Source organism: Pseudomonas sp. GW821-FHT12A04 (assembly GCF_058807755.1).
Window position 1 is genome coordinate 1 of record NZ_JBXAQZ010000019.1, and the last position, 17,403, is coordinate 17,403.

The window sequence follows — 17,403 nt, forward strand, 5'->3', positions numbered from 1 at the left end:
CGCGATGGCGGTGTGTCAGGCTCTAGGGATGTTGACTGGGTCGGCCGCATCGCGAGCAAGCTCGCTCCCACAGTGATTTTCAGCGCACACGGAATCGGCGCTCGGCGGCGATCAAAATGTGGGAGCACCCCGTCAGGCTGTGCCCTTGGCCTGCTGCTCCAGGTGGACTTGCAACTGCGGGTCGATCTGCAACGCCGCGGCCAGTTCATCCAGATAGTTGCGCTCGGCGTCCTGCTGGTCGTCCACCAGCATGACGCTGGCCAGGTACATCTCCGAGGCCATGCCCGGGTCTGTGGCCGACTGCGCGATGTCATAGGCATCCAGTGGCTTGGCGACCTCGTCGTCCAGCCATTGCTGCAATTGCGGATCGTCGGTGTGACGGCCGATTTCAGTGCTGATCATCTGCTTCTCGGCGTCATCGATGCGGCCATCGGCCTTGGCCGCGGCAATCAACGCCCGCAGGATCGCATGGCTGTGCTCCTCGGCCTCCGGGCCGGCCAGCAAGTCCACGGTCCGTGGCGCTTCCTGCGGCGCCGAGGCCTGACTGCGCTGCCAGGCCTGGTACGCCTGGAACGCCATCATGCCCAGGGACGCCAGCGCGGCATAATTGGTGCCGCCAGCGGAACGACTTTGCGGTGCACCGCCCATCGGCGAACCGCCGCCAAGCAAACCACCGAGCAAACCACCCAACCCTGCGCCACCGCCGCCAGCACTGGTACCGGCACCCCCGCCCAACAAACCGCCGAGCAATCCACCCAGGTCGCCGAGCCCGCCCTGGGCCGATGCGCCACCGCCACCCTGTCGCGCCATCGAGCCCTGGCCGGCGCGCAGTAATTGTTCGAGCAGATCGCTGGTGTTCATGACGTTTGTCCTCTTGAAGGGCGTTTATCCAGTCAGGCAACGATAGCCCCCGCAGGCGAATGTGCCAGCACCGTTGGGCTGACCCGCCCGCGCTTTCCCGGATTCGTCCGGGGTATTTTCTTGCGGCGCAGCTAAGATTCATGAGTGGTGAACCTTATTCCCGGATACCCGGTCGATACCTGCAACCCGACCCGGTTTGCCACCACCCCGTACACGAGGTGACAACTGGCTTGCTTCATTCACTGGAGAACGCCCCTGTGATTTCAACCCTGTACATCGCCAGGCTCAAAGCATGGGGCGCCCATGGTTTTACCGCCACTGGCGTGGTCACCGCTTTCCTCGCCACTCTGTCCCTGCTGGAAAACCAGCCGACCCATTGCCTGCTGTGGCTGGGTGTCGCCCTGATCGTTGACGGTCTGGACGGTGCGCTGGCACGCAAGGTCAACGTGCAGTCGGTGTTGCCGAGCTTCGATGGCTCGATCCTCGACCTGGTGATCGACTACCTGACGTACGTGTTTATCCCGGCACTGTTTATCTATCGCTATATCCCGTTGCCGGACTACACCTTGCTGCTGAGCGTGTCGCTGATTCTGGTGTCGTCGCTGTTCTGCTTCTGCAACGTCAACATGAAGAGCAAGGACAACTACTTCCAGGGCTTCCCCGCCGCCTGGAACGTGGTTGCCCTGTGCCTTTACATCATCGCCCCCTCGCCGTGGATCACCTTCATTACAGTCGTTGGCCTGGCCCTGCTGACCGTGACCCGGATGAAATTCCTGCACCCGTTTCGCGTGCGCCGGTTCATGCCGATCAACATTGCGGTGACGGCCATCTGGTTGCTGTGCAGCCTGTCACTGGTGCTCAACCATCCGCTGATCAACCCGTGGGTGATGGGGCTGTGGCTGCTGATGTCGGCGTACTTCCTGGGCATCTGCCTGTGGCGCACGGCGCTGGAGTGGTTCGACGAATCGAGGCTCAAGTAGCCATGGCGGTCCATATCGTTCAACTCGGCTCACCCCGTCGACCCGATGAAGGATTGCGCCTGGGCACGGTACGCCGCCCTCCCCGTGGCGTACCGAAAGCCGAATTCGCCCGTCGGGACTTTTATGATGTCTGGCAGCCGCTGCTGTCGCCCAGTGCGCAGTTGGTGGCCGAGGCCAAGGCTGCGCAAGATACCAAGGCCTGGGAGGTGTTCCGGCGCAAGTTCAAGGCCGAGATGAGCCAGCCCGCTGCCAGTCAGTTACTGGATCTGCTGGCCGCGTTGTCCCATCAGACGTCCCTGGCCGTGGGCTGTTATTGCGAGGATGAAGCGCATTGCCATCGGTCGGTGTTGCGCGAGTTGCTGGAGGCGCGTGGGGCCGTAGTGATTTAGATGCCATGACCACCACACACACCCTGTGGGAGCGGGCTTGCTCGCGAAGGCGGTGGGTCAGCCACAGCATCTGTGACTGGAAGACCGCTATCGCGAGCAAGCTCGCTCCCACAGTTTTTTACAGGGTTGTCATTCAACGCCGCGTGATCACCACTTCCAGGTATTCACTCGGCACCACCAGCGATTTGTTGCCCGCCCGGTTCAACCGGTTGATCAGCTCGGTCAAGTCGGTCTCCAGGGCCTTGGCGCCATCCGCGGGCAGCGCGGCGAAGGCCTTGTGCACCGGCCCGTACCACTGGCGGAAGGTATCGATGAAATGCGCCGCCGAGCGATAGCGGAAATTGAACGTGCGACGCGTCACCTGGAGCAGGAATTCACGTTCGTCGAAATGCTCGTGCAGCCAGGCTTCGGTGCCCCAGCGTGAGGGCGGATTGGCACCCGGAGGGGGTGGCAGGTGCTGGCCAAGGGTCTTGAACATCTGGCCGACGAAACCTTCCGGCGTCCAGTTGGCCAAGCCAATCCGCCCGCCCGGGCGACAAACCCGTGCCAGTTCCGCGGCGGCTTTGGGCTGGTCCGGCGTGAACATCACACCGAAGGTCGACAGCACGGCATCAAAGCTGCCGTCGGCAAAGGGCAAGGCTTCGGCATCGGCGACCTGGAAGGAGACATTCAGCCTTTCTGCCCGGGCCCGTTCTTCGCCGCGTTCGAGCAAGGCGGCGACATAGTCGGTGGACGTCACCTGGCAGCCACGGCGCGCAGCCGCGAGGGTTGCGTTGCCGTTACCGGCGGCAACGTCGAGCACGCGCTCATCGCACAACAGGTCACAGGCTTCGGCCAGTTGCTCGCCGACGATCTGCAGGGTGGTGCCGATCACGGCGTAGTCGCCGCTGGCCCAGGAGGCCATCTGGCGGTTTTTCAAGGCAGTCAGATCAATAGGTGTACTCATGGAGAAGGTCTCTGGGTTGAAACACGAGTCGGGCCTGGCGGGCATTCACTCCGCCGTTGTCGGATCGATGATGCTCATGACCTGGGAAATGCGATTGGCGGGAAACCCGCTCACCCGAGCGTGTTCCCTGACCTGCTCTTCGTTCGGCGAGATGTACACGCAGTAGAGCTTGTCACCGGTGACATAGCTCTGCAGCCACTGCACCTCAGGCAACTCACGCAACGCCCGGCAGGACTTTTGCGAAGCGGCTTTCAAATCCCTATCCGATAATGCTCCGGCGCCCTGGATCTCACGTTCAATGACGAACTTAGGCATGGCAACCTCTCTTTATTGTTCTTGATGGCAGGGCGGCACTCACCCTGTGATCAAACTATCGCCCTGACGGGCGCTGGCGTCCTGTCCGATCGTCGCCCAACCCTGCCCGATCGTCCGGAGATTCCACGTTGCGCGCCGAGGCGCTCACAATCAGGAATCCTTCCACGGGAAACCCCAATGGACGCTCTGTCGCAGACCCTGCGCGTCGTGCATCTGGTCGGCGCGATCTTTATCAACGCCCGGTTCACCGCGCCCTGGTGCTACCAGTCGCCCAGCGCCGACACCGCTGCGCCGTTTCTAGAACCCGATGCGGAACGGGTAGTGATCTTTCACCTGATAACCGAAGGTGAGTGCTACGTTGAACTGGGCGATGACCCGCCGCTGCATCTGAGTGCGGGCGACGTGGTGATCTTCCCCCAGGGCGACGCCCATCGCATGTGCTCACGTCCCGGATTGCCCCCGGCCACGGGTGCGCGACTGGATGCCGTGCTGGCGCGCCGGCCCCGGCAGTTGAGTTATGGCGGGGGTGGCGCGGTCACCCGGTTGGTGTGCGGTTACCTGGCGTGCGACACGCGCCTGGCGGGCATGTTGCTCAAGGGCTTGCCAGCGGTGGTGCGGGTCAATGTGCGCGGTTCGGATGCCGGTATCTGGTTGGAATCCTCCGTGCGCTATGCCCTCGCCGAAGCCCGCTCGCCCCGCCCTGGCGGCGAAGGGGTATTGGCCAAACTGGCCGAAGTGCTGTTCATCGAAGTGTTGCGCCTGTACATGAACGAACAAGGCGAAGGCCGCACCGGCTGGCTGGCCGGTGTGCGCGACCGCATCGTCGGCGCAGCCCTCAACGCCTTGCACAAAAAACCCTGCCACGCCTGGACACTGGAAGAACTGGCGCGCACCGCCAACACCTCAAGATCGGTGTTGGCCGAACGCTTCCAGCAACTGATGGGGGTGTCGCCGATGCAGTACCTGACGCAATGGCGCATGTTGCTCGCCGCTAACCTGTTACGCAGCAGCAACAGCTCATTGACGCGCATCGCCGAAGAAGTCGGTTACCAGACCGATACCGCTTTCAGCCGCGCCTTCCGTCGCGAGTTCGGTGCGCCACCGGCGGCGTGGCGGCGCGGTCAGGAGAAAAAAACCATGGCCCACGGGGCAAGACCCGTGAGCCATTGATCGAACAAGTTACGCCGCTGGCGTGCCGGCCTTGGCCTCCTCCAGCAACTGCTGAATCATTTTTTCCTGAGTGTCGTAACTACCTTCGCCGAAGTGGGTGTAACGCACCTGCCCCTTGGCATCGATCAGGTAGTGCGCGGGCCAGTACTGGTTGTCGAAGTTGCGCCAGATCGCGTAGTTGTTGTCGATCGCCACCGGGTAGGTGATGCCGTATTCCTTCACCTTGGCCCTGACGTTGTCGATGATGCGCTCAAAGCCGTATTCAGGCGTGTGCACGCCGATCACCACCAGCCCGTCCTTTTCGTATTTCTTCGCCCATTCCTTCACGTACGGCAGGGTGTGCTTGCAGTTGATGCAGTCGAAGGTCCAGAAGTCCACCAGCACAACCTTGCCTTTCAGGGCCTCGTTGCTCAGTGCCGGCGAGTTGAGCCATTCCACCGCGCCGGACAGCGAGGGCATGGCGCCTTGGGCATCGCCCATGGTGCTGTCTGCCCTGACCTTGCTGACCAGGTAATCGACGACTTTCGGCACGGCTTCCAGCACGCCTTTCTCCACACTGTTGACACCTTCCGATGAGGTGTTGGCCAGCAACAGGTCATTGGCCCCCGTTGCAATCACCGCCGCACCGGCGAGCACCGCAACCCCGGCGCCACGGCGCAACCAGCCGGTGACCGGAATCGACGGTTTCAAGCGATTGACCAGGCCGCGCCCGGCAAAGATCAAGATGCCCAGGGACAGCGCACTGCCCGCGCCATAGGCCACCAGCAACAGACTGGTGCCGGCGTTCGCACCTTGCAGCATGGCGCTGGTGAGAATCACGCCGAGGATCGGCCCCGCGCAGGGTGCCCAGAGCAGCCCGGTGGCGACACCGATCATGATCGAAGCCAACGGCCCGGACATCTTGCGCGAGTCCGGGTCGATGCGATTGCCCAGCAGCACGAATGGACGGGCCAGCCAGTCACCGACCCGGGCGGAGATCAGCGACAGGGCGAACAGCACCATCACCGCCAGCGCCACGTGGCGGCCGGTGTTGCTGGCCTGTATCACCCACTCACTGCTGACCACGGCCAGGCTGGAGACCAGGGCAAAGGTCAGGACCATGCCGCCGAGGGTCAGCAGGATCGAGGAGCGTGTACGGTCGGCCCCGGCAAACAGGAATGGAACGACCGGCAGGATGCAAGGGCTGAGGACGGTCAATATGCCGCCCAGGAAAGCGATGAGTAACATGGGATCACCTAATGCAAATTAGAGGGCAACACATCACCACTGTAGGAGCGAGCCTGCTCGCGATGGCGTCCGGTCAGGCGACACATCGTTGACTGAACCATCGCTATCGCGAGCAAGCTCGCTCCCACAGTGGATCGGGGTGTTCTCAAGCCGTCTGCTCATCCAGCAACTGCCCCTGAGGCGTGCGGCTGGAACCGTTCTCGGCGAGCATCTGCCCCTGCGGCGTGCGGCTGGAGCCGTCTTGCGCCAGGAAGCCCTGGGTGCCCTTCTCTGCAACCGGCGTGAGCTGGAAGCAGGTGTTGCTGGCGCAGGCGCTTTGCTCGACAGCGGCGTTGGCATGGGCCGCCGCACCGGCGGCGGAAAAGACGATGGCGGTCAAGTAGCGGGTAACGTTGTTCATGATGTCCTTCCAGTTGCAAATGGATTTGGCGGGGGTTGATCGCGACACTCAGTTTTCCGAGTTGCAGTTGTCGGCGAATTTGCTGTAATCCAGCACCTGGGTTTTTGACTGGGAGTCGAGGTACGTCAGCCGCGCATTCACCACGCCGCAGGAAGGCGTAGTGTCCTCGGTCAGCGACACCACTTTCCTGATATCCAGTTGGGTGCCATAGGTGTAGGTTCTGGGAGCGACATCGGCTTCGGCACGGGCCGACAAGGTGCAGATGTTCAGTGCGGCAAACAGGCAGGCTGCGTAGATGGCTTTGGTGTTCATGGCGGACTCCTCAAGGTTTCAACAGGTCAACTGTTCGTTGGGCCGAGGCGCTCTGGTTTGCCTCGATGGAACCTATTAAAAGCCTGCGAGGTATCTCGTCTGTGTCGGGAATCGGCGAGAATCAATCGGTACGTATCAGAACGGTGCCTGGATACAAAGCAATACAAAACCGCTGAAAATCGGCTTTTTTGCCTTCGTGTGTATCCGCAGGCAAGCCGGATACACTGCAATACAAAGGGCGGCAGGCGAGCCCGCCCAGTCTCGATAGACTGTGTGGCATTCCCCATTCACCAGAGGTTTGGCCCAATGGATCACGTTGATCACATCCTCATCGTTGACGATGACCGCGAAATCCGCGAACTGGTTGGCAACTACCTGAAGAAGAACGGCCTGCGCACCACGGTCGTGGCGGATGGACGGCAGATGCGCGCCTTTCTGGAAACCACCCCGGTGGACCTGATCGTGCTGGACATCATGATGCCGGGTGACGATGGCCTGCTGCTCTGCCGCGAACTGCGCGCCGGCAAGCACAAGGCCACGCCAGTGCTGATGCTCACCGCCCGCAACGATGAAACCGATCGCATCCTCGGCCTGGAAATGGGTGCCGACGACTATCTGGTCAAGCCATTCGCTGCCCGTGAACTGCTGGCGCGGATCAACGCGGTGCTGCGACGCACCCGCATGCTGCCACCGAACCTGGTGGTGACCGAAGCCAGCCGCCTGTTGGCCTTTGGGCGCTGGCGCCTGGACACCTCGGCCCGTCACCTGCTCGATGCAGACGGCACCATGGTGGCCCTGAGCGGTGCTGAATATCGATTGCTGCGGGTGTTTCTCGACCATCCACAACGGGTGCTCAACCGCGATCAATTGCTCAATCTGACCCAGGGCCGCGACGCCGACCTGTTCGACCGTTCCATCGATCTTTTGGTCAGTCGTCTGCGCCAGCGCTTGCTCGACGACGCTCGCGAACCGGCCTACATCAAGACCGTGCGCAGCGAAGGCTATGTGTTTTCCCTGCCGGTGGAAATCCTGGGCGATCAATCATGACCCTGGCGCTGCATTGGCCGCGGACCCTGGCCTCGCGGCTGTCGCTGATATTCCTGATCGGCCTGATCCTCGCCCAGGCGCTGTCCTTCGGCGCGCAGTACTACGAACGCTACGAGTCCTCGAAAAACACCATGCTCGGCAACCTGGAAACCGACGTTTCCACGTCCGTTGCCATCCTCGACCGCTTGCCCGCCGATGAGCGAGCCGCCTGGCTCAAACAACTGGAGCGGCGCAATTACAGTTACATGCTCAATGAGGGGTCGCCGGGCACGCCCATCCGCACCGACATGCCCGATGCGCCCATTGCCATTGCCTCGATCAAAGACGCCATCGGCCACGATTACCCGATGACCTTTACCGACATCCCCGGGCCGAAAAAACATTTCCAGGTGCACTTGAACCTGGCCGATGGCAGCCCGCTGACCATCGACGTCCGCCCGGCGATGGTGCCGTTGTCGCCCTGGCTGCCCGTCGTGTTGCTCGGGCAACTGGCGCTGATGCTGGCCTGCTCCTGGCTGGCGGTCAGAATCGCCATCCGCCCCCTCACCCGCCTCGCCGGTGCGGTCGAAACCCTGGACCCCAACGCCCATCCCGTACTCCTGGACGAAAAAGGCCCGACCGAAGTCGCCCACGCCGCCAAGGCCTTCAACGCGATGCAGGCACGCATCGCGGCGTACCTGAAGGAACGCATGCAATTGCTCGCGGCAATCTCCCACGATCTGCAAACCCCGATCACCCGCATGAAACTGCGCGCCGAGTTCATGGACGACTCCAGCGAAAAAGACAAACTGTGGAACGACCTGGGCGAAATGGAACACCTGGTGCGCGAAGGCGTGGCCTACGCCCGCAGCATCCACGGTGCCACCGAAGAAAGCCGCCGCACCGACCTCGACTCGTTCCTCGACAGCCTGGTGTTCGACTATCAGGACGTGGGCAAGGATGTTCAGCTCAGCGGCAAGAGTGCCGCCGTCATCGACACCCGCCCCCACGCCTTGCGCCGGGTGCTGGTCAACCTGACGGACAACGCATTGAAGTTTGCCGGTGCCGCCGAGTTGCGGGTGCAAAAGCAGGCCGATGGCAACCTCTCGATCAAGATCCTCGACCGTGGTCCGGGGATCGCCGAGGAAGAACTCAAGCAAGTGATGGAACCGTTCTACCGCGTTGAGAATTCCCGCAACCGCAGCACCGGCGGCACCGGGCTGGGGCTGGCGATCGCCCAGCAACTGGCGGTCGCGATTGGAGGCTCCTTGACCTTGAGCAATCGCGAAGGGGGCGGGTTGTGTGCGGAGTTGCGATTGCCGGGGCAGAAGGGTTTGGCTCAGGGGTGAGAATGCCGGACCAACCGTAGAAAATGGTCGGCTGTCAGGCCGCCTTCGCGGGCAAGCCCGCACACAGGGGGTGCGCCGTGATTACAACAACGACAAGGTGTAATTGATGATGAACCGGTTCTGATCCACGTTGCGCCCGGCATCGGTATTGGACCTGGCGTTACGCAGTGTGAACCCCACCCCCTTGAACGTACCCGATTGCAACACGTAGTCCAGGGTCATGTCGCGCTCCCACTCGGACTGGTCACTGGCGTTTTGCGCCTTGATGTCCGTGCCCTTCAGATACACGATCGAGGCTTTCAGGCCCGGCACGCCCAAGGGCGCGAAATCGTAGGTGTATTGGCCGAAATTCGTCTGCTCGCCGGCCCGGGCAAAGTTCTGGATCATCTTGTCGGTGGGCAGGTAGACACTGCCGCCGCCCGCCCCCTTGTCCACCAGGCTGCCCTGGTTGGGCTGGACGAAGTTGCTGCCATCGCCCACACGTTGATGCCCCACCGACACTGCGTGACCACCGTGGCTGTAGGTGACCATCGCGGCCCAGGTGCTGTTGTCGATTTCACCATCGTTGTCGTCGGTGTAGCCCGATACCCGATAGCCTTGCGCGCGGCCGGAGGCAGAGCTGTTGGCACCGCTCGATGTGGTACGGAAGTAACGCAGGTCGGTGGTGAGCGAGCTGGCGCTGTCGATGAACAGGATGTGCGTCAGGCCGAGGAAGTTCTGGTTGTAGAAGTCTTCCAGCTGCGCGAAGTAATACTGGGTCTTCAGGTTCCTGGCGAGGTTGTAGTCACCGCCGGCGTAGTAGAACTTGTTGCTGTCCCGCGTGCTGCCGGCGACCGACAAACCTGTGCGGTCCGTCGAGGCGCGTCCTACCGCGTGCTCCAGCACACCGCCGGTCAACGTCAGGCCATCGATGTCGCTCGAGGTGACCTGCGCACCGGTAAACGATTGCGGCAACACACGGGCATCGTTCGCCAGAAGGATCGGCAATTTCGGCAGCAAGGTACCGTAGCGAAATTCAGTCTTGGCCAGGCGCATTTTCGCCGTAGGGCCGAAGCTGCTCCAGGCATCGGCCGCGCCGTCGCCGTCAGAGGGAATCATGCCGCTACCGACGTGGCGCCCCGCTCCGCTGTCCAGCGTGATGCCGAGCAACGCCTGGGCATCGAGCCCGAACCCCACCGCGCCCTGCGTGAACCCGGACTCATAGCGCAACACGAAACCCTGGGCCGCCTCTTCGGTTTTCGAGGGGGCAGCGCTGCCATCGCGATTGTCGCTGTTGAAGTACAGGGTGCGCATCGACAGGTTGGCCTTGCTGTCTTCCAGAAAACCATGGCCTGCGGTATCGGCAGCCTGTGCGCACACCGAACTGGTGACCAGCAGGACTGCGGTGGGAATCGCTCGTTTGAACATAGGGGGCTCCTGGGTGTTTCTTATCGTTATTTGAAGGTTTCACCGCCAGACAGGACCCGATTACCGCCCACGCAACAGCGCTCGATGAGTGACATGAGTCATCGGACGTTCGAGGTGAGGGTTGACTGACTGGCTTGTGAAACTCTTAAAACACTTCGAGAGGCTATTATCAAACGCGGTGAAAGTAGTTTTCGTACAGGGATAAGCCTTGTCGCACAGGGGTATGGACGATCAGTGTTTTTGAATATCGGTGCGGCGGATTTTCATCATACTGACTTCATCGGCAGCGATCGGTGGCTGCTGGTATGTCACTACAAGAGCAATGACCCATGAACGATCAAATCGAACTTTACGGCGCGAACACCGGCAACAGCCTGAGGGCCGCGATTGCCCTGGAAGAGTCGGGCATCGCCTATACGGCACGCAAGCTCGACCTGTATGCACAGGAGCACCGTGGCCCGGCCTTCCTGGCGCTTAACCCGGCCGGGAAAGTGCCGACCCTGATCGATCACGGGACAACTCCGGTGCTGGTCATCAACCAGTCCAACGCCATCATCCAGTACGCCGATTCCATTGCGCCCGGAAGGCTGGCACCGGCGCAGCCAGGACCTGATCGCACCCGGGTGATCGACCGCTATTTCTTTTTCGTGACCGATGTCATCGCCCCCAGCCATGCCGCCTTTTTTCTGCACCAGGCGGGGCAGACCAAGGCGGCGGCGATCATCGATCTGCGGGTGATTGAACAGCTCACCTACTCGGAAAGCTTTCTGACGGACGACTTCATGGCCGGAGCGCAGTTCTCCATGGCCGACATTTCGGCCTTCACCATTGCCACGGCGTTCCGTGATCGGCTGGACTGGAAGCAACTGCCTCAGCTATCGCGCTGGTTCGACACAGTCGAAGCCAGGCCGGCAGTTCAACGCGGTATGAATGTGTTCAACCATTCCTGAGCGTTCGCCGAAAACAAAAATGCCCCCATGTCGCCGGGCATTTTCTGACGAACACGAAACGACTTTGCCTCAGTCGGTGTAGCCGAACTTCGCCGAACGGCTTTCCTGCGCCTGGCTTCGCGTAGCGAGGCAGTAATACAACGGGCACGTCACCACCAGCCCCACCAGCCACGACAGGTCCGCGCCCTCCACCAGATTGGCATACGGTCCGACGTACAGTGAAGTATTGGCGAATGGCAGTTGCACGATGATGCCGATGAAGTAGGCAATGATCGCATGCAGGTTGAAGCGACCGTAGATGCCGCCGTCAGCCCGGAAGATCGAGGCGATGTCATAGCGACGACGCTTGATCAGGTAAAAGTCGATCAGGTTGATCGAGGCCCACGGCACCAGCACCAGCAACAGCGCCAGAATCAGGCCGATGAATTGCGAAATGAAATTCGCCGAGGCACCCAGCGCCACCACGCAGCAACCCGCCAGCACGATGCCCGACAACACCACGCGCACCTTGATGCTGGGCGTCCATTGGCTGGCGAAGGTCTGGATCGAGGTGATGATCGACAGCACTGCGCCATACAGATTCAAGGCGTTGTGGCTGATGATGTTGAGCAGGAACAACACCATCAGGATCGGCCCCAGCCAACCGGTGGACTGCTTGACCGCCGCCATCGCCTCGGTGCCTTCCGGGGTCGCCAGTACCGCCACGGCGCCGAAGGTGAACGACAGGATCGTGCCCAGGGTCGCCCCCAGATACGTGGCCCAGAATGGCTTGGCGATCCCAATATCCGCAGGCAGGTAACGCGAGTAGTCCGACACATACGGCGAGAAGCTGATCTGCCAGATGATGCCCAGCGACACCGTGGCCAGCCAGCCGGACAGGTTGAACCCGCCGCGAGTGAAGAAGTCCGCCGGCAGATCATGGGCGAAGATATAGAGGAAACCGGCGAGCAAGGCACCGCCCATCACCCAGGTGCCGATGCGGTTCAGGGTATGGATGAAGCGATAACCGATCACCCCGATGGCCGTGGCGCTTAAGGCGCCGATGAGAATGCTGGCCGGCACCGGAACCGACGGCGCAATGCCGACAATCGATTTACCTGCCAGCACGATGTTGGAAATGAAGAAACCGATGTAGATCAATGCCGCGAAGAACACGATCAGCAGCGCGCCATAGCGGCCGAACTGACCACGGCTCTGCACCATCTGCGGGATGCCCATGCACGGTCCCTGGGCCGACGCCAGCGCAATCACTACGCCGCCGACCATGTGCCCGAGGGCTATCGCCAGCAACCCCCAGAACAGGTTGAGGTGGAACACCTGGACCACCATGGCGCCGGTGACGATGGGCAGTGGCGCGATGTTGGTGCTGAACCACAGGGTGAAGAGATCGCGGGCCTTCCCGTGGCGCTCTGCGAGTGGAACGTAGTCGACCGTATGGTTCTCGATCAACGGGTCTTGCCTGGACATCTGGGACATGTGCATGAACTCGAGTTTGTCTGTTCTTATCTTTGTATGAAGCCAAACCGGGGGGACTCTCTGGCCGCCCCTCAGATGCGGACCATATTATGGTATTCCAAACTTTAAACAAGACTGATCCGGTCTTTGAACAAGCATCTGAGCCGGCATCCTGCCCGATCCACGCCAGCGTTTGCTAGCTTAAAGCCCAGCAATCATTGGGTTCCAGACGAAAGCCTTACGTTTATCGGTTCACCTAAAAAGACCTTGCAATCGATGTATTACGGTATACCATCAGACCTATAAACACATAAAAACGCGTCACACCACCCGAGGACCATCCAATGATCGATGCCGCCATCTACAAACAAGTCATGGGTTCGTTCCCGTCCGGAGTGACCGTGATCACCACCCTGGATGACGACGGGCAAATCGTCGGCCTGACCGCCAGCGCCTTCAGTTCGTTGTCGATGGACCCGGCTCTGGTGCTGTTCTGCCCCAATTACAGCTCCGACTCCTACCCGGTCCTGATCAAGAACAAACGTTTTGCCATCCACGTGCTTTCCGGCGGCCAGCAAAACGAAGCCTATGCCTTCGCGCGCAAAGGCAAGGACAAGGCCCAGGGGATCGAGTGGACGCTCAGCGAGCTGGGCAACCCGATTCTGGCCAATGCAACGGCGGTCATCGAATGTGAGCTGTGGCGCGAATATGAAGGCGGTGACCACGCCATCATGGTCGGCGCGGTGAAAAACCTGATCGTGCCCCGCCAGAGCAGCGGGCCACTGGTGTATTGCCACGGCAAGATGGGCGCGTTGCCCGTTCTGGCCTGATCTCCGCCTTGTGGGAGCGAGCCTGCTCGCGAAGACGGTTTGTCAGTCACATCCACATGGCCCGGCAGACCGCTTTCGCGAGCAAGCTCGCTCCCACAGGTTGCTCACTGACCAGTGAGAAACATTTGCACAGATTTCGTATTATGGTATACCAATAATCAACAGGCCCGCGATCGACTGGCCGACAACAATAGATCCGAGGTAAGCGTCATGAAGTTTTCCCTGTTCGTACACATGGAACGTTGGGACGAAAGCGTCAGCCACCGCCAGTTGTTCGAAGACCTGACCGAACTGACGCTGATGGCCGAGGCCGGTGGTTTCAGCACCGTGTGGATCGGTGAACACCACTCCATGGAATACACCATCTCGCCAAGCCCGATGCCGCTGCTGGCTTACCTGGCGGGCAAAACCACCACCATTCACTTGGGCGCCGGCACCATCATCGCGCCGTTCTGGCATCCGCTGCGGGTGGCCGGTGAATGCGCGTTGCTCGATGTGATCAGCAACGGACGCATGGAAGTCGGCCTGGCCCGTGGCGCCTACCAGATCGAGTTCGACCGTATGGCCGACGGCATGCCGGCCTCCTCTGGCGGCCAGGCGTTGCGGGAAATGGTTCCGGTGGTGCGGGCTTTGTGGAACGGCGACTACGCCCATGACGGCGACATCTGGAAATTCCCGACCTCCACCAGCGTACCCAAGCCGATCCAGCAGCCGAACCCGCCGATGTGGATCGCCGCCCGCGACCCGGACTCGCACAACTTCGCCGTGGCCAACGGTTGCAACGTCATGGTCACGCCGTTGATGAAAGGCGACGAGGAAGTCCTCGACCTGAAGAACAAATTCCAGGCCGCGCTCGACAACAACCCCGGCGTGCCGCGACCGCAACTGATGGTACTGCGTCACACCCACGTGCACACCGCCGACGATCCTCAAGGCTGGGAAGTCGGGGCCAAGGCAATCTCCAGGTTCTATCGCACCTTCGATGCCTGGTTCGGCAACAAGACCACCCCGGTCAACGGCTTCCTCGCACCGAGCCCGGAAGAGAAATTCGCCGGTCGCCCTGAGTTCGAACTGGAAAGCCTGCACAAGACCGCCATGATCGGTACCCCGGAAGAAATCATTCCGCGCATCAAGTACTACCAGGAACTGGGGGTCGACGAATTCAGCTTCTGGTGCGATAACAGCCTGCCCCACGCGGAAAAGAAAAAATCCCTGGAGCTGTTCATCAAGCATGTGGTGCCAGCGTTCCGCTGATTGCGCCGCCCTGCTCCCCGGACGCGAAGCCGGGGGTCAGCACACCTCAACTGTGGGAGCGAGCTTGCTCGCGATGGACGCCAACGATAACGCGGGCCATCTGAAACACCGCGTTGCCTAGAGTTTTTCGCGAGCAGGCTCGCTCCTACATGGGTCGATTCCAATGATGACTGGTCACCTCCCATCACTCGCCCTTCCCTCCGGCGCCGCGCGGGCTTACCTGCGCGGTGAATGGACCGCTTCGCACCTGCATTTCAAGCGCCTGCGCGCCAGCGTTTCGGCCAAGCAGAACGGTTTCTGGCAAATAGTTCACTGAGCCCACCCGAACAGCCAATCACGCACCCCGCGTCTCGCCATTGCATGGCGCGTACGGTGCATCGTGTTTCGTCTTGATCAGGTTTGCCCAATGAACAATAACAACGCGCTGTTGATCATCGACATGCAGCAGGAGGACGGCTTCGTCCTGGAAAACTTCGACACAGTGGCTACCAATACCGCCACCCTGCTCGATACCGCCCGCCGTCAGCGGATGCCTGTCATCTATACCCGCCACATCAATCAGGCCGACGGCAGTGACCTGCCCCACGGCGAACCGCTGGCCGCCGACGGTGGCCCCGGCAGTTACCGCGCCGGTACCCGCCAAGTGGAAATCATCGAGTCACTGACGCCTCAGCCCGGTGAGTTGATCATCGACAAGGGCCGTTACAGTGCCTTCCACCGCACCGACCTCGATGCCCGACTCAAGGCAATGGAGGTCGACACGCTGATCGTCTGCGGCGTGTTGACCGACGTCTGCGTGCTGACCAGCGTGTTCGATGCCTTCGCCCTGGGCTATCGCGTGCGCCTGGTCAGCGATGCCTGCACCACGACCACCGAGGCCGGGCATTACTCGGCCCTGCTGATCATGGCCAACTGGGTCTACGCGCTGGAAATCCTCACCACGACCGAGTGCCAGCGCGCCCTGCAACAGCTCGATCACATCAGCCTGATCCCCGAGCAGCCGGACCTGTTTGCCCACCAGCCCCATGAGCTGCAAAGCACCATCGCCCGTCTGCAATCCCACCTCGTCCGGACTCAGGAGTGATCGCCATGCAAGTCGAAAAAAGAAGCATCGATTTCATCCCCGAAACCGAACGTCACGGCAAACCGGGTTCGCTGTTCTACATCTGGTTCGGCGCCAACATGAACATCACCACCATTGCATCCGGCGTGTTGCCGGTGGTGATGGGACTCAACCTGTTCTGGAGTGCGCTGGCGATCATCATCGGCTCGTTGCTGGGGGCGATTTTCATGGCCTCCCACTCGGCCCAAGGACCGAAGCTGGGCATTCCGCAAATGATCCAGAGCCGGGCACAATTCGGCGTGTTGGGGGCGGTGTTACCGCTGCTGTTCGTGATGCTGATCTACCTGGGTTTCTTCGTCAGCAACACCTTGCTCGCGGCCCAGGCGCTGGAGTCCGTCAGCCCACTGCCGATGTCCGGCAATATCTACCTGATCGGCGCGTTGTGCTTCGTCGTCGCGCTCTATGGCTATCGGTTGATTCACCGCTTGCAGAAGCTGCTGTCGATTCTGTCGCTGGTGGTGTTCGTGGCCGCCACGGTGCTCGCCTTGCAGTTGCCGATCCCGGCCGAACAATGGCTGCCAACAGGCTTCTCGCTGTCGAAGTTCCTGGTGGCGGTGAGCATTGCCGTGACCTGGCAACTGTCCTATGCACCTTATGTCGCCGACTATTCGCGCTACCTGCCGAGCAACACGCCCACCGCCCAGGTGTTCTGGTACAGCTACGCCGGCACGGTCAGCGGCGGCGCGTGGATGATGATTCTCGGGGCAATCCTGAGCGTCGGCATCGGCGACTTTTCCAGCAATGTCGGCGGGCATGTCGCCGGCCTGTTCGGCGCTGGCGCGGTGCTGCTGTTCGCCTTCATCGTCTACGGCCAGGTGTCGATCAACGTGTTCAACCTGTACGGCGCGTTCATGTCGACCATCACCGTGATCGAACCTTTCGCCCGGCTCAAGGTGACCCCGCGGGTACGCGGTGTGTTCATGCTGCTGATCAGCCTGGTGGCCACGGCCCTGTGCACCATCAGTCAGGACGACTTCATCAGCTTCTTCCTCAACTTCATCTTCTTCATGAGCTACTTCCTGATCCCGTGGACGGCGATCAATCTGGTGGACTACTACTGCCTGCGCAAAGGCCAGTACCGGATTGACGACATCTTCGACTTGAACGGGATCTACGGGCGGGTCAACCGGATTGCCTGCGGCAGTTTCCTGCTGGCGATTGCCCTGGAAATTCCGTTCATGAACACCACGCTGTATGTCGGCCCGGTGGCCACGGCGCTGGATGGGGTGGACCTGGCATGGATCGTCGGGTTGCTGGTGCCGGCGCTGAGTTATTACTGGCTGATGAAGCTCGGCAAGCGAGCGCCGATGATGGAGTCAGCGGCCGACTAAATTTCAGGCAAAAAAAATCCCAGGCAGCTGATGGACGCCTGGGATTTAAAAATGCATAAACCGTGGTGGTGAACGCGG

At 61.1% G+C, this 17,403-nt stretch carries 19 protein-coding genes; 11 read left to right on the forward strand and 8 right to left on the reverse strand.

Features of this window, described 5'->3' with window-relative positions; translation table 11 throughout:
• Positions 1–132: 132 nt before the first annotated feature.
• Positions 133–861 (reverse strand): tellurite resistance TerB family protein, encoded by a 729-nt coding sequence (locus AC1RS8_RS25580; RefSeq protein ID WP_090454776.1) that lies wholly within the window; start codon positions 859–861, stop codon positions 133–135.
• Between the two features lie 257 nt (positions 862–1,118).
• On the opposite strand from AC1RS8_RS25580, the gene pcsA reads away from it, so the two are divergent.
• Together pcsA and AC1RS8_RS25590 are read left to right on the forward strand one after the other, a co-directional pair.
• Positions 1,119–1,841 carry a phosphatidylcholine synthase gene (gene pcsA / locus AC1RS8_RS25585; RefSeq protein ID WP_090454774.1) on the forward strand — a complete coding sequence of 241 codons (723 nt, stop codon included), beginning with the start codon at positions 1,119–1,121 and terminating at the stop codon, positions 1,839–1,841.
• A 2-nt stretch (positions 1,842–1,843) separates the two neighbouring features.
• A complete protein-coding gene (locus AC1RS8_RS25590) occupies positions 1,844–2,230 on the forward strand; it encodes a DUF488 domain-containing protein (protein WP_218498316.1) in 387 nt (128 codons plus the stop codon).
• 133 nt (positions 2,231–2,363) lie between these two features.
• Here AC1RS8_RS25590 and AC1RS8_RS25595 read toward each other — a convergent pair whose 3' ends face one another.
• On the reverse strand, positions 2,364–3,176 hold the full coding sequence (locus tag AC1RS8_RS25595; RefSeq protein ID WP_090454771.1) for a class I SAM-dependent methyltransferase: 813 nt from the start codon (positions 3,174–3,176) through the stop codon (positions 2,364–2,366).
• 45 nt (positions 3,177–3,221) lie between these two features.
• Positions 3,222–3,491 carry a DUF4242 domain-containing protein gene (locus AC1RS8_RS25600; RefSeq protein ID WP_493163947.1) on the reverse strand — a complete coding sequence of 90 codons (270 nt, stop codon included), beginning with the start codon at positions 3,489–3,491 and terminating at the stop codon, positions 3,222–3,224.
• Between the two features lie 177 nt (positions 3,492–3,668).
• Between AC1RS8_RS25600 and AC1RS8_RS25605 the strand changes: the two genes are divergently transcribed.
• Positions 3,669–4,661, forward strand: coding sequence for an AraC family transcriptional regulator (locus AC1RS8_RS25605; RefSeq protein ID WP_429522045.1), 993 nt, complete (start codon positions 3,669–3,671; stop codon positions 4,659–4,661).
• 9 nt (positions 4,662–4,670) lie between these two features.
• On the opposite strand, the gene AC1RS8_RS25610 is transcribed toward AC1RS8_RS25605, so the two are convergent.
• The 3 genes from AC1RS8_RS25610 to AC1RS8_RS25620 all read right to left on the reverse strand — a co-directional run bounded on the left by AC1RS8_RS25610 (position 4,671) and on the right by AC1RS8_RS25620 (position 6,600).
• Positions 4,671–5,888, reverse strand: a complete 1,218-nt coding sequence (locus AC1RS8_RS25610) for a cytochrome c biogenesis protein DipZ (RefSeq protein WP_489340356.1) — start codon at positions 5,886–5,888, stop codon at positions 4,671–4,673.
• A 145-nt stretch (positions 5,889–6,033) separates the two neighbouring features.
• Positions 6,034–6,288: a hypothetical protein gene (locus AC1RS8_RS25615; protein ID WP_090454765.1), complete on the reverse strand. Its 255-nt coding sequence runs from the start codon at positions 6,286–6,288 to the stop codon at positions 6,034–6,036.
• A gap of 48 nt (positions 6,289–6,336) precedes the next feature.
• Entirely contained in the window at positions 6,337–6,600 is a 264-nt protein-coding gene (locus AC1RS8_RS25620; protein WP_057715446.1) for a DUF2790 domain-containing protein, read from the reverse strand.
• A gap of 306 nt (positions 6,601–6,906) precedes the next feature.
• Here AC1RS8_RS25620 and AC1RS8_RS25625 point away from each other — a divergent pair, with 306 nt between their 5' ends.
• Positions 6,907–7,647 (forward strand): response regulator, encoded by a 741-nt coding sequence (locus tag AC1RS8_RS25625; protein ID WP_008023822.1) that lies wholly within the window; start codon positions 6,907–6,909, stop codon positions 7,645–7,647.
• A complete protein-coding gene (locus AC1RS8_RS25630; protein ID WP_090454763.1) occupies positions 7,644–8,975 on the forward strand; it encodes an ATP-binding protein in 1,332 nt (443 codons plus the stop codon). Before AC1RS8_RS25625 ends, AC1RS8_RS25630 begins: the two co-directional genes overlap by 4 nt.
• Positions 8,976–9,056: 81 nt before the next feature.
• Here the strand turns inward: AC1RS8_RS25630 and AC1RS8_RS25635 are convergent, their stop codons facing one another.
• Entirely contained in the window at positions 9,057–10,382 is a 1,326-nt protein-coding gene (locus AC1RS8_RS25635; RefSeq protein ID WP_489340355.1) for an OprD family porin, read from the reverse strand.
• 329 nt (positions 10,383–10,711) lie between these two features.
• Here AC1RS8_RS25635 and AC1RS8_RS25640 point away from each other — a divergent pair, with 329 nt between their 5' ends.
• On the forward strand, positions 10,712–11,332 hold the full coding sequence (locus AC1RS8_RS25640) for a glutathione S-transferase family protein (RefSeq protein ID WP_489340354.1): 621 nt from the start codon (positions 10,712–10,714) through the stop codon (positions 11,330–11,332).
• Between the two features lie 69 nt (positions 11,333–11,401).
• Here the strand turns inward: AC1RS8_RS25640 and AC1RS8_RS25645 are convergent, their stop codons facing one another.
• Positions 11,402–12,808, reverse strand: coding sequence for a purine-cytosine permease family protein (locus tag AC1RS8_RS25645; RefSeq protein WP_340315567.1), 1,407 nt, complete (start codon positions 12,806–12,808; stop codon positions 11,402–11,404).
• Between the two features lie 323 nt (positions 12,809–13,131).
• On the opposite strand from AC1RS8_RS25645, the gene AC1RS8_RS25650 reads away from it, so the two are divergent.
• From AC1RS8_RS25650 to AC1RS8_RS25670, 5 genes are all read left to right on the forward strand, one after another.
• Positions 13,132–13,617 (forward strand): flavin reductase family protein, encoded by a 486-nt coding sequence (locus tag AC1RS8_RS25650; protein ID WP_008000480.1) that lies wholly within the window; start codon positions 13,132–13,134, stop codon positions 13,615–13,617.
• A gap of 210 nt (positions 13,618–13,827) precedes the next feature.
• Positions 13,828–14,871: an LLM class flavin-dependent oxidoreductase gene (locus AC1RS8_RS25655; protein WP_489340353.1), complete on the forward strand. Its 1,044-nt coding sequence runs from the start codon at positions 13,828–13,830 to the stop codon at positions 14,869–14,871.
• Positions 14,872–15,037: 166 nt separating this feature from the next.
• Positions 15,038–15,187, forward strand: a complete 150-nt coding sequence (locus tag AC1RS8_RS25660) for a hypothetical protein (RefSeq protein WP_167362844.1) — start codon at positions 15,038–15,040, stop codon at positions 15,185–15,187.
• Between the two features lie 90 nt (positions 15,188–15,277).
• Positions 15,278–15,955, forward strand: coding sequence for a cysteine hydrolase family protein (locus AC1RS8_RS25665; protein ID WP_090454755.1), 678 nt, complete (start codon positions 15,278–15,280; stop codon positions 15,953–15,955).
• Positions 15,956–15,960: 5 nt separating this feature from the next.
• Complete coding sequence (locus AC1RS8_RS25670; protein ID WP_057715454.1) at positions 15,961–17,325, forward strand: purine-cytosine permease family protein; 1,365 nt, start codon at positions 15,961–15,963, stop codon at positions 17,323–17,325.
• The last annotated feature ends 78 nt before the right edge of the window (positions 17,326–17,403 follow it).